Here is a 12,339-nt window from a genome sequence, read left to right as displayed (position 1 = left end):
CCTAGTTGGTAGCCTTTCAAAATTTCTATTAAAGCAACACCGAATCTTTATCACTATCCTGATTCCGTTTCTCTCGTTCTTCTTCTAAGCGCTTCATATATACTTCGCCTTCTTTTTCGATAAAATCATTATCCATCTCTTGCTCTTTTTTCGAAGTATATAAAACCATGTAGCCACTCAATACGATCCCAATGATTACAAGATAAATCCACCATGGTAAAGTTTCCACTTTCGTTCATCCCTTTCCTTAGACAAGCCTTATTAGTTTCACTTTATGAGGAAAGAAGTGGATTTATGCTTAAAATTTTATTGTGGATTCTTCGCGAAGAACGCTTGTACATATTCCATAAACTCGATTGGCTCCTGGCGAAACGGTGCATGGTATCCTTTTTCAATGATATGAAACGTACTATTTGCAAATAGCTCATGATACAGTTCACCATTTTTCCAAGAAACACTCTTATCGTGTCGTCCCCATATAATTAAAGTCGGTACCTTAATTTTATCTGCTTCCATCGCAATGCGGCGCTCTCTCATTTTCGTAAGCTGATCATAATGCTCTTTATCATCGCGACTATTTTTCACTTCATTTTTATTATAATCCGTAATCTCTGTTACAGTTTGTAAGTCTGTCGATAGTGGCGGCACTTCATAACTTTCTTTTTGCTGGAAAGACTCTATCCCTGTAGAATCCGCTAAAACGAGATGCGTTACTGCATCCGGATATAAATACGCTAAATTTAGAGACATCTCTCCGCCCATCGAATGACCAAGTACTGCGAATTGATCGTATCCGAGTTTCTTCATTAACTTATAATATAAATTCACTTGCGCAGGAAACGAATACTGAAAATCAATTGGCTTAGAAGAACGCCCAAACCCTAAAATATCAACCGCAATAATCGTATGGTCCTTTACAAGTTCCGGATAAATATCACTAAACCCATCTGAAGAACCACCAAATCCGTGAAGCATAAGTAAAGGCGGTTTCCCCTCACCAAGTTGCTTAAAATAAATCGTCTGCCCATCAATCTGCGCCATACTCTCTTTCGTATTCAGCCTCATCATCACAGTATCTTTCACTTCTTCAACCTTCGCAATCGGCTTATCAACGAAGTTACATACTATTAATAAAACAAGAACAATACCGCTAATAAAATAAAATTTAAACCGTTTCAAAATTCCCGTCTCCTTTCTCTTGTTGCTATTTAAAGTTTTTACATTATTTGGTTGTTTTATGATTGTTTTTAATTGTAACCATGACAGTTACAATTATACTAAAAAAATATTACTCACTGCCATTAGTGATGGTTACTTTGTAACTATTATAGTTACACATTTAAAGTAAGTCAATTCTTTTCTCTACATGGCCTAATAACAAAGAAAAGGACTTCATGTTGAAGTCCCTTTCTTTGTTATTATAGTTGGCTTACTCCGCCGCCATCGCCTCTATTATCTGCTGGTGCTCCACCTGTATCCCCTATATTAATGTAGTCTGGTCTTGCTGGTGCTCCTCCCGTGTCCCCTATATTAACGTAGTCTGGTCTTGCTGGTGCTCCGCCACCATCACCTTTATTAAGTGCAACTGAATTAAAATCATGAAATCCTAGAGATAAAGTAAATGCGAACCCTATTACCGTTAATACAATTTTTTTCATTATTTTAACGCTCCTTTTATCATTTGTTTTTTTCTTGCTTCTTTACTCATATGATAATATTTGCTAGATTTTTCATGATTGTTTTCATAATAAAATTTATCTGCTAAGCGTTCTGTATACTCTTGAATACAATCAAACAATTCTTCTTTTTCAAAATAAGAAATCGCATCTAAAACAACATTTTCAAGCTCACCAGTAGTCGCATTCATTTTATTTAAAATCATGAATCGGTATTGATACTCTTGATTTTTTAACTGATTACAAATATGTAACCCTTTATTTATTAATGACTCTACTTTTTCTAATTCATTTAGTTTTAGGTATTCGTCTGATTCCAAGTATAGTGCTCGAAAATGATTAGGAGATTTCTTTGTTACCTCTGATAAGTGACGGATAGCTAACTCAGATAAATTTTGATTCGCGTATAATAAACCTAAATTATTTCTAACCATTAATATATATTTTTCATGATTAACTTGTTGGAAAACATTCAATGCTGTATTAAATGTTTCTTCAGCGAACTCAAATTGTTGTAAATCAATATAACACAGCCCTAACATATTTTCGCACAACGCGAGATTAATTTCATAACCTGGTTGTTTTACAAAGTCCGCTTTTGCTGTTTTTATTTGATCAATCGCCAACATTTGTTGATATGATTGATTATAAAGATATCCGTAACGATAATGAAACTCCGCATGTTCTATCGGATCTGCAATATATTTCAATAACTTCTCAGCTTGTTCATACTGTTGTTTCGCTTCGCTATAATTTGAAATTAATGTACAATGAAATCCTTTGAAAAAGTGATAATAATAAGCTAAAAAGCCTTCTGTTGGAATTTCGAAAGATTCCACTTTATCAAAACTATCTTCTCTAATTGAAATCCAATCAACTAATGCATCATATCTAAAATTCAATAATGTATGATAAAGCAATACATCCTGATCCACGTCCAACCCACTAATCGTACTATCAATCTCTTCTTTCATTTCCGTAGCTTTCTCTATATGTTGCTGCAACATTACACGATACCAATCATCTAAAGAATGTTTCATTTGCTCCTTCGTTACTACATCTGTTCCCATACCTTCGCATCCCCTTTTCTCCAAACTTACAAAATTAGGATATTTATACAATTATTCAAATTGTATATTATCACCCCTTTTCTATGTATTGAAAAATAATTGTCAGAAAATTTATAATTTAAATTAATTATACCAAATATTTCTATTTAGAAAACTTGAGAAACATTTTTCAGAAAATTTTATAGACCAAATAAAAAAACAAGCAGTTCCAGCGATCCGCTAAAACTACTTGCTCTCCTACTTATTATCTCTATTTTTACTCTTTAATAAATTCCTTAGTACTTCTCACTGTATCAATTGGACGAACTAATTTTTCGATTTCTTCACGCTTTGGCTCTAAGAACGGAGGTAAAGATAATTTTTCACCAAGTGTTTCGTATGGCTCATCTCCCATAAAACCAGGACCGTCTGTTGCAAATTCAAATAAAATTTGCGGCGCAACTCTTGCGTATAATGACTCAAAGAAGTGACGATTTACATAACCAGATGAAGGGAGTCCAACTCGACTTAGTCGCTCAATCCACTCTTCTAATACAGCGCGATCCTCTACACGGAATGCTGCATGATGCACTGTACCAAAACCTTGTTGTGCTTCAGGAAGAACCGTATTATGTTCTACAATGACAGAGGCACCATTTCCACCTTCGTTTACTTCAAATAAGTAGAATTCTCCTTCTTGAGCAATCTCTTTAAATAATAGAACTTTTTCTAGTACTTCTTTGAAATAACTGAAGTTCGCGATACGGATAAATACAGGTCCTAAGCCAGTAATTGCATATTCTAATGGAACTGGACCATTTTGCCAAGGTGTACCTGATTCCACACCTTTATCAAGTTCATCTGAGATTAATTGATAGTGTTGATCATCAAAATCAACGAAAGAAAGAGTTTTCTTACCAAATTGCTCTTTAATTCCTGTATGTTCCACTTCAAGACGGTCAAAACGTTTCACCCAATATGCTAATGCTGCATCAGTTGGAACACGGAATGAAGTTTTTGAAATTTCATTTGTACCGTGTACTCCTTTTGGAACACCTGGGAAATCAAAGAATGTCATATCTGTTCCTGCACTACCTTTATCATCTGCGAAGAATAAATGATACGTTTGAATATCATCTTGGTTTACTGTTTTTTTAACTAGACGCATTCCTAAAACGTGAGTGAAAAATTCATAGTTCTTTTCTGCACTACTTGTAATTGCTGTAACGTGGTGAATTCCTTTTAATTGGTTCATTTTATATTCCTCCAATGGTTTTAAATTGTATATTTTCTCTTCTATTATTTCTCTTCGATAGGTGCTAATTTCGCTTCAATTTCTGCTCGCTTTTCTTCTAAGAACGGCGGTAAATCAAGTTTTTCTCCTAAATGCTCTGCATCTCCATCAACTGTAAATCCCGGTCCATCTGTCGCAATTTCAAATAGGATTCCGTTTGATTCACGGAAGTATAAGCTTTTAAAGTAGAAACGGTCGATAATGCCTGAAGAATGGAAACCTTTTTGTATTACCTGTTCTTCCCAATAAGCTAGCTCTTCACTGTTTTTCACGCGAATCGCTAAATGGTGAATGCTACCGCGGCCTGGCTTTTCAGTAGGACCATCTAAATATTTCACAACGATTTCTCCGAAGGCTTCTCCGTTAATAGACTGGAAAATCGCTTCTTCGTCGCTTCGGCTAACTTCTTTATAACCAAATATGTCTGTAAGTGTACTCGCCAGTTTATCAAGTCTACGCACTGTCATTTCCACAGAACCCATTCCTTGAATTTGATGTTCAGCTGGAACTTCGGATTTCTCCCACGTTTCCCAGTGCTCCACTTTTTCTCCGTTTGAAACGAGTAGCACGAGACGAAGACCTTCCGCATCCTCAAATTGCAAAGCAGGACGATTTGCATATGTTGTCATTTCACTATGTTTCACATCAAATTTCTCAAATCGTTCTTTCCAGTAATGTAAGCTTTCCTCTGAAGGAACGAGTAATCCGATTCGCGTAATTGCATTCGTACCACGGTACGTTTTTCCTACTAAAGGCATTTCAAAAAATGATAGTTCAGTACCTGGACTTCCTGTTTTATCTCCGTAAAATAAATGATACATGGATGGATCATCTTGGTTTACCGTCATTTTCACACGGCGTAAACCAAGCACGTTTTTATAAAAATGGTTATTCTCACTTCCGTTTTTTGTAACCATTGAAATGTGATGATGCCCTTTAATTTCATACATTGATAATTCCTCCGCTTCATTTTACTAGTCAAGTGATAACTAAAAAAATAACATTTCCCACCACTAATATGGTTTTTAGCTTTTCAATTTATTCTCATTATATTTTTGTAAATTCATCTTAGTTTTTACTGAATAAGTTACTTTGTTTTGTAAATCGAAAGCAACTGAGTGTATGTTCTTCATATGACTCAATCAATTTCGTTACTATCACTTTACATCTCAAGTGATTAAAAAGCAAGTAATTTATCTCAAATTCGAGATATTTTTTTATTGCATAAAATTTTGGACTAAAAACACAAGAAATTCTCGGTTTGGAGACATTATAAAATTCATAAGTTGATGGATGTAGGATATCGCCAGCATTAAAAAAATACGCTAAGAGTATGCAAGGTTTTATACAGTTTTTCAGCTAATTCAGTAACAAACAGAAATCTTAAAATCCCCTTCAGGATAGGAATGTATAAAAAAATGTATAGATCCATAGAACGTAAAAAGGAGGTTCCTTGTGAGAGCAGGGTTCCTCCTTTTCCTTGCTACCGATAATGTTACGTTATATTAACTGAATGCGAATACCATATACATCCAAAAATCATAACAAATCGATTCTCCGAAATGGTACAATTAGGAAAAGGGGGAAAGGATATGTACGATTACAAATTCGTGAAAGTCGAAGTTAATAACTGGAAAGGGGAACCTAAAGAAGATTATAAGCGTATTATTGCCGAACATGCTGAAGACGGTTGGAAATTTGTTCAAATCTTTGCACCATCAATCGCAGGATACGCGCAATATTTTGAGATTATCTTCGAACGAATCAAATAACCCCTTTCGAGAACGAGAGGGATTTGCTTTGAATAACATACAAAAAGAACTGAAATATTTGGGAATCTAATTGTTCTCCATTTAACTTATAAGACAAATAAGCTAATATTAATCAACTTCCAATAACGAGAATTATGTAAATAAGCTGCCCATATGGACAGCTTATTGTATTTTTTCTGAAATGCTGGCGTTACTCAACTAAAAAGTTGATATGCTCCCATTCTAGTGGCAAGATATGTTTTATTAGTTCTTCGTTACACCGATGCGTACTTCTTAACTATTTTATTTCATTTTCAATACAAAAACAGCCCCACTAAGCTTTTAACACTTAATGAGGCCATTCAATTCACACTATTAATTATGGAACGTCGGTTTATAGAATGAACGATTATCAAGTGCAAAGACACGCTCAGTGTATTCACCTGGTTTTGTGCGTCCTAATGCGCGGTCCATCATGTTCATTTTTGCATCTAAGTTATCGATGTAGTGCAGAATTTCTGCTTCTTTTACTAATGGTGGTTTTGGACTACCCCATTCTGCTTTTCCGTGATGGGAAAGGACGATGTGCTGAAGAATTAATACTTCTTCTGCATCGATTTGTAGTTCGTCTGCTGCTTTACCAATTTCGTTCACCATGATAGAGATGTGGCCAAGTAAATTTCCTTCTAACGTATACGTCGTAGAAATTGGTCCAGATAGCTCAAATACTTTACCAAGATCGTGTAAAATAACGCCCGCATATAGTAAGTCTTTATCTAACGATGGGTACAGAGCCGAGATAGCTTTCGCTAAATCTAACATTGATACAACATGGTAAGCTAGTCCAGATACGAACTCGTGATGATTTTTCGTCGCTGCTGGATATTCTAAAAATTCGTTTTGATGCTTATTTAACAAATGTCTTGTTAGACGCTGTATGTTCGGGTTTCTCATTTCAAATATGTATTGCGTAATTTTCTCAACCATATCTTCTTTTTTTATTGGAGCTTTTTCTACAAAGTCTGAGATGTCTGTTACTTCATTCTCATTCGCAACACGAATTTGTTTCACACGTAATTGAATACGTCCTTTATAGTTTAGAATATCTCCAGCTACTTTAACGATTGTTTCCGCTACATATTGTTTCTCAACTTCTGGCGATACGTCCCATAGCTTTGCTTCAATATCTCCACTTGGATCTTGTAAGATTACTGTTAAAAACGGCTTGCCATTGCTTGCGAGACCTTTTGTCGCTGTTTTAATTAACAAGAAAACATCGACTTGTTCACCAACTTCATATTCTACAATTTTCTTTTTCATTCGAATTCCTCCACCAAATCAGTTACTTTTAGTATAGCATACTACAACTCATTTTCTTTACGCTTACGTGTTAATTTTATAATCTCATTTTCTGTAAAATACGTTAATAAATGCGCATGGCATGTAAAGAAGATAACTTGTCTATCTTTCGCAATTTCTTTTATAAGTTCAATCGTTCGATTCGTCCTTACCGCGTCAAAATGTACGAAGCTATCATCAATAATAAATGGATAGTCATGCTCAAACGTTTTCGCTAGCGCGAATCGCAATGATAAATATAACTGCTCCGCTGTCGCTTGGCTTAGTTCATGACTGTAAAAACGCATACCATCGTTACGTTCGACAATGAACGGTTCCGCTTCTGACGGTGAGAATATTTTACTATATCTCCCGCCTGTTAAATACACGAAATACTCTTCGGATTTTTGTAAAATACGCGGAAGATGCACTTCATGATAATACTGCTTCGTTTTCGTTAGCACTGTCTTTGCGGCCGCATATGCAGCCCACTTCTTCACTTGTTCACGCACTTGCGCTTTTTTCATTTCCCACTCATGTAGCAAATCACCATACGTACTGCCTTCTTCTAAATTCGCAATTTCTATTCGATGCTTCGCAATACGCTCTGTCAGTTCTTTCTCTTGCGCCAGACAGCTTTGCGCGGCTGTAATTTCTTGCTTTAATTTTTCATCATAACCGTCAGCCTCATAATGCTCAGCTAATGACAAACTCGTTAAGCGCTGTTCTAACAAATCAATTTGAGGTAATAAACGCCCCACTTGCTTATCCGCGTCTTCACGTTTCTCTGCCAATTTTCCTGCTTCTAAAAACATCTCTTCATCTGTAGATTCTGCGATATGCCATAACCCATCTCGCTCTACTAGTAGTTGTTTTAATTGCTCTTGCATGAACTCATATTCTTCTTTCCATTCCGCCAGCTTCTCTTTCAGCTGCTTACAAGTTTGGCGCTTCTCTTTTTCATTTTGCATACGACTTTGCGCCTCATACAAATTACTATACTCTTTACTACCGATAACAGTTTCTAGTTTATGCTCAAAGTGCGAAATCATTTCATACAATGAAGATTTCCGCTTACTTTTCTTCTCTAAATCACGATATAATTGCTGCATTTTTTCAATACGCTCAAACGCTGGCAACATGTGCGCATATGTAAAAAATTCAGGGAACATATAGCGCGTTTTATACGCATCTACTTGTTCTCCCGTACGGAAAGTTTCTCTCTCCCATTCTTCATAAGATGAAACGACTTTATCATAAGCACGTTCCATTTGTTGTAATTTATAAGACTCTCGCTCAAATAACTTTCGAATCTCTTCATCCTTTTCTAACTGATAACGAACGGACATCGCTTCTTCACTTTGACGACCGCCAGCACTTTGCTGAAGAGTAAGAAGCTCTTCTTGTAATCCACCCGAAGGATCTTTATATAAAACGAGTGCAAGGACAATCCCTACAAAAACAATGACACTAATAAATAACAGCACGCGGTTATCTATAAATAGACTCGTGAATAAAACAAGCGTGTTAATAAGAAGTAACAGAAGACAAATTCTTTGCCACTGTTTTTTCTTTTGCATAGCCGCCCCTGCTTTTTCCTCATACTTGCGCTTCATTCTCTCTGCGCCCATTCCTAAAAATGCCGCATCCTGAAATGATTTTTCTTTCTCAACTAACGTATTTCTTTCTTCATCAGCTAACATTTGCTGGCTGATTTGTCTTATATTTTCTTCTTGCTCTTCTAATTGCTCCTGAGCCGTTTTGAAACGTTCATCAAGCTGCGTTTTTTGCGTTTCTAACTCTCTCGCTTTTTGCACCGTTTGTGTAATTAATTCTTTCGTCGCTAAACTTATATCAAATGAAAGAACAGTCTCTTGTTCAAAAGTAGCGCCAATTTGTTGCTGTAGTTCTGCGATTTCTTCTTTTATATTCGCAATACTTCCCGTCATATCACGCATTTCTTGGCGTGCATTTTCATAAGACATATGCTGCATACGAAGTTCTTCTACGTAACTTTCTTTTTGTAAAAATGCTTCATCTATTTCTGTGGAATCAATTTCTGATTGCACTGTTTCTATCTTTTTTTGAAGTGAATCTACTTGTACTTGGAGCGGTTCTATCTTTGCCTTTACCGCCTCATGGCGCGCCATTCCGTTTACAGGAAACTGCCCGTTCTCGTTTTCTAACACTTTCTCGTGCGCACTCTTTTCAATAACGAGAGGCTCAAGCGCCGCTAATATTTCATAGTCTTGCTTTCGTCTTTCGGCTGACTCTTTTTCCGCACGAACAGAAGCAAGTTTCTCTTCACTTTCTTTTAACTGCTCGACTTGTTTTTCATACGTGCCAATTTTCCCTTGCCACTCTTTCATCTTTTCCTCAATTTTCTTCATCTCTTGCAGTGACACATTAATTTCAGGATTACGACCACTCGGCTTAAAGCGCTGATTCATTTCTTTTTCTAATTTTTTATCTAACTGCAATAACGCATCACTTCCGACTGCGCTGGCCGAAAATAAATAATTGCCGATATCCGCTTCGCCGAGCTGATGAATATTTTGCAAACCATGCATATCAAATGAAAAAACAGAATCAAATAAGCTTTCATTCACACCGCTTAATATATCGTTTAAAATATCTTCGCCGCCAGTTTTCCCACCTTCAAAATAAACGGTCACTTCACCAGCTGCTGTCTTTGGCAATCGTTCAATTTTCAAACGGCCGTACTTCTCTGTTTGAACAGTCATCGCTCCGCCGTACTTTCCGCCTTCTTTCGGTTCATAACGGCGTTGTCCTCTCGTTGGAAAACCGAATAAAATACTTTTCATAAACGAGCGAATTGTCGATTTTCCCGCTTCATTTTCACCGTACAACACCGTCAGCATTGACAGATCCATTTCCACATTTTCTAGTTTTCCATAGCCATAAATATGGAGTTTTTCAATTCTCATTTTTTATCCCTCTCTTGCTGGAATAATTGCTCTAAAATAATATTTTCCGCTTCCTTTTGAATCTCTTTCTTCTCTTCTTCCGTAAAAGCTTCAATGCTATTACGTGCTACAGGAGATGTCCAAATGGTGCGCAATACTCCGTCCATATTTGTGAAAGCTTCTAACTCTTTCAGCACACTACCGACGAAATGATTTTCTTCTTTCAAACGTTCAATTTCCGCAAAAGAAACCGTCTCATTTTTCCACTTCATCGCATACACAAAGTCTTTTCGCTCTTCTCCAGCTGCTAAAATATGAAAAATCTCTTCCACGCGCTTGTCTTCACGCAAATAAGGAGAAAGTGGCCCCTGTCCTGTAAATACGACAGTTAAAAGCGTGCCTTCCTCTTCTCTTCTGCATTCATTCATCGCAGTTGACGCGCTCGTCAGAAGATCATCAACAGTTTCAAGTCCATCGATACTAACTTCAATCTCATCCCACACAACATCCGCCGTATGGAAAAACGAACAATGCGATCCTTGTTTCGTGAGTTCAATAAGGTACGCACCCTTTTCCCCTGTTTCCTTACGATGACGCCCTTGTATATTACCTGGATAAATAATGTATGGCTCTTCTGATAAAATTTCACGTTTATGTATATGACCAAGAGCCCAATAATCAAACTGCTTTTCCTTCAGCTCACGAATTTGAAACGGTGCATAGCGATTATGCTCTGCATCCCCTTCCACACTTCCGTGAAGCATTCCAATATGAAAAGGCGCATCACTCATTTTCGTATACTGCACTGTCATATTATCCGTTACCGCTTGCTGCAAATAACTAAACCCGTAAATAGAAGCTACAAGCTCACCATTTTTATAAAATGATTTCGCTTCTACATAAGGCTCTGTAAACACATGAACATTTTCCGGAAACTCAATTGCTGCCCAGCTTCCCCCTAAATGATCGTGGTTACCGTGAATAATAAAAACGGAAATATCGTACTGCGAAAGTCTCTTCATTTGCTCACGCACAAACACTTGCGCTCTCAAACTTCTCGTCTCCGCATCATACAAATCCCCGGCTAGTAATACGAAATCAACGCGCTCTTGAATCGCTTTATCAACAATACGCTCGAACGACTCAAACGTACTCTGCTTCATTCTCTCCCAAACAGACTGTGATACATTCATTTCCATCCCTTTAAACGGACTATCCAAATGCAAATCAGCCGCATGTATAAACTTCACTTGTTTCACAAATAACGATCCTTTCTATAGTTCAAAAGTTTCATCTTATCCGCATGAACACAAACAATAAATGCTCAATTGGCGAAAACTAGTAATAAGCAGGAAATAAAAAATCCCCCACTGATTAAAGTTTCACTTTACCCCGTATTAACGGGCAGTAGGCAAAGAAGCCAATCTGAAAGTAAACTGCCCATAAATACCCGATTGGTTCAACTAATAACTAGTGGGGATGAAAAGACTCCCCACTAGTTAAAGTTTCACTTTATTGTAACACGCAATGTCATATATTTCTTTGCATATTCTATTGATTTATGCCAAAATAGTTATAAGATTCTGATTTTAATTATTGGAGGGAATTTTCATGGGAGTATACGTTCTAACAGTCTTTGAAAAAGATGGTTCAAAAGCATTAGACGAATCATTCGAGGCAGCAACTGAAAAAGAGGCGAAAGCAAAAGGTGAATCTATTTTACAAGAAAAAGGATTGTATGAAAAAACACATCGCTGCACATCTTCTGCAGGTAAGCTCGTTTTATTCCAGCGCTAAAAAAAGAAGCGTCATCCGCTTCTTTTTCACTCTACTATATCTTCGTCACACCACGTAAACACCACATCTAGAATGCGATTACCGATACGTACGCGTTTATTCCATTTACCTGTTTGGATCTGATGTTGCAATTCCGCTTTCATCTTTTCCGTCCAGTCGTGAATCGTGTCACTACGGTCGTACGGATATACGCCCGGAAACTCTTCCTGCAGAAGATGCAAGCTCTCTGCATCAAAATGAAAATGGAAGAAGTAGTTTGCTGTAAGCGATGGTTCTTGCAATCGTAAAAAATGATCATCAACTTGCTTTCTATTTCTATAGAAAGTAAAGATATTCACTTTACCGCTCGTAATTTGGTCAATTTGAATTTCGTGCTTCTCTATAATCACGTCTTGCCCACCTCGTTATATACTACCCTTAGTATATATGTCTTTTGCAACAAAGTTAACCATTTTCGCGCGAAATTCATTTCCTTCATTATATTACCCGTACCTCCAAGTACAATCA

General features: G+C 36.8%; 12 protein-coding genes. 2 read left to right on the top strand and 10 right to left on the bottom strand.

Annotated features, from left to right (window positions below; translation table 11 throughout):
• Window positions 1-28: 28 nt before the first annotated feature.
• The 6 genes from B5P42_RS07810 to B5P42_RS07785 all read right to left on the bottom strand — a co-directional run bounded on the left by B5P42_RS07810 (window position 29) and on the right by B5P42_RS07785 (window position 4,969).
• Window positions 29-229 carry a sporulation YhaL family protein gene (locus tag B5P42_RS07810; RefSeq protein WP_002087191.1) on the bottom strand — a complete coding sequence of 67 codons (201 nt, stop codon included), beginning with the start codon at window positions 227-229 and terminating at the stop codon, window positions 29-31.
• A 77-nt stretch (window positions 230-306) separates the two neighbouring features.
• Window positions 307-1,179, bottom strand: a complete 873-nt coding sequence (locus tag B5P42_RS07805; RefSeq protein WP_113733949.1) for an alpha/beta fold hydrolase — start codon at window positions 1,177-1,179, stop codon at window positions 307-309.
• 239 nt (window positions 1,180-1,418) lie between these two features.
• Complete coding sequence (locus B5P42_RS07800; RefSeq protein WP_113733948.1) at window positions 1,419-1,658, bottom strand: hypothetical protein; 240 nt, start codon at window positions 1,656-1,658, stop codon at window positions 1,419-1,421.
• Window positions 1,658-2,746 carry a response regulator aspartate phosphatase gene (locus B5P42_RS07795; protein WP_113733947.1) on the bottom strand — a complete coding sequence of 363 codons (1,089 nt, stop codon included), beginning with the start codon at window positions 2,744-2,746 and terminating at the stop codon, window positions 1,658-1,660. Before B5P42_RS07795 ends, B5P42_RS07800 begins: the two co-directional genes overlap by 1 nt.
• A gap of 256 nt (window positions 2,747-3,002) precedes the next feature.
• Window positions 3,003-3,980: a ring-cleaving dioxygenase gene (locus B5P42_RS07790; RefSeq protein ID WP_113733946.1), complete on the bottom strand. Its 978-nt coding sequence runs from the start codon at window positions 3,978-3,980 to the stop codon at window positions 3,003-3,005.
• Window positions 3,981-4,024: 44 nt separating this feature from the next.
• Window positions 4,025-4,969 (bottom strand): ring-cleaving dioxygenase, encoded by a 945-nt coding sequence (locus B5P42_RS07785; protein ID WP_113733945.1) that lies wholly within the window; start codon window positions 4,967-4,969, stop codon window positions 4,025-4,027.
• A gap of 642 nt (window positions 4,970-5,611) precedes the next feature.
• Between B5P42_RS07785 and B5P42_RS07780 the strand changes: the two genes are divergently transcribed.
• Window positions 5,612-5,791, top strand: a complete 180-nt coding sequence (locus tag B5P42_RS07780) for a DUF4177 domain-containing protein (protein WP_000272495.1) — start codon at window positions 5,612-5,614, stop codon at window positions 5,789-5,791.
• 354 nt (window positions 5,792-6,145) lie between these two features.
• Here the strand turns inward: B5P42_RS07780 and yhaM are convergent, their stop codons facing one another.
• The 3 genes from yhaM to B5P42_RS07765 are packed head-to-tail and all read right to left on the bottom strand — an operon-like array spanning window position 6,146 to window position 11,294.
• Window positions 6,146-7,090, bottom strand: coding sequence for a 3'-5' exoribonuclease YhaM (gene yhaM, locus B5P42_RS07775; protein WP_002011096.1), 945 nt, complete (start codon window positions 7,088-7,090; stop codon window positions 6,146-6,148).
• A gap of 41 nt (window positions 7,091-7,131) precedes the next feature.
• Window positions 7,132-10,056 carry an ATP-binding protein gene (locus B5P42_RS07770; protein WP_113733944.1) on the bottom strand — a complete coding sequence of 975 codons (2,925 nt, stop codon included), beginning with the start codon at window positions 10,054-10,056 and terminating at the stop codon, window positions 7,132-7,134.
• The gene (locus B5P42_RS07765) at window positions 10,053-11,294 is read right to left on the bottom strand and encodes a metallophosphoesterase family protein (RefSeq protein WP_113733943.1); all 1,242 of its coding nucleotides are present in this window, start codon (window positions 11,292-11,294) and stop codon (window positions 10,053-10,055) included. Before B5P42_RS07765 ends, B5P42_RS07770 begins: the two co-directional genes overlap by 4 nt.
• A 352-nt stretch (window positions 11,295-11,646) precedes the next feature.
• Here B5P42_RS07765 and B5P42_RS07760 point away from each other — a divergent pair, with 352 nt between their 5' ends.
• Window positions 11,647-11,832: a YhzD family protein gene (locus tag B5P42_RS07760; protein WP_000539551.1), complete on the top strand. Its 186-nt coding sequence runs from the start codon at window positions 11,647-11,649 to the stop codon at window positions 11,830-11,832.
• 26 nt (window positions 11,833-11,858) lie between these two features.
• On the opposite strand, the gene B5P42_RS07755 is transcribed toward B5P42_RS07760, so the two are convergent.
• Window positions 11,859-12,221, bottom strand: a complete 363-nt coding sequence (locus B5P42_RS07755; RefSeq protein WP_002064091.1) for a hypothetical protein — start codon at window positions 12,219-12,221, stop codon at window positions 11,859-11,861.
• Window positions 12,222-12,339 lie beyond the last annotated feature (118 nt).

Source organism: Bacillus sp. SRB_331, assembly GCF_003264175.1.
Lineage (GTDB): Bacteria > Bacillota > Bacilli > Bacillales > Bacillaceae_G > Bacillus_A > Bacillus_A mycoides.
Note: the sequence above shows the minus strand (reverse complement) of the source record. Positions and strands in the feature narration are given on the sequence as shown.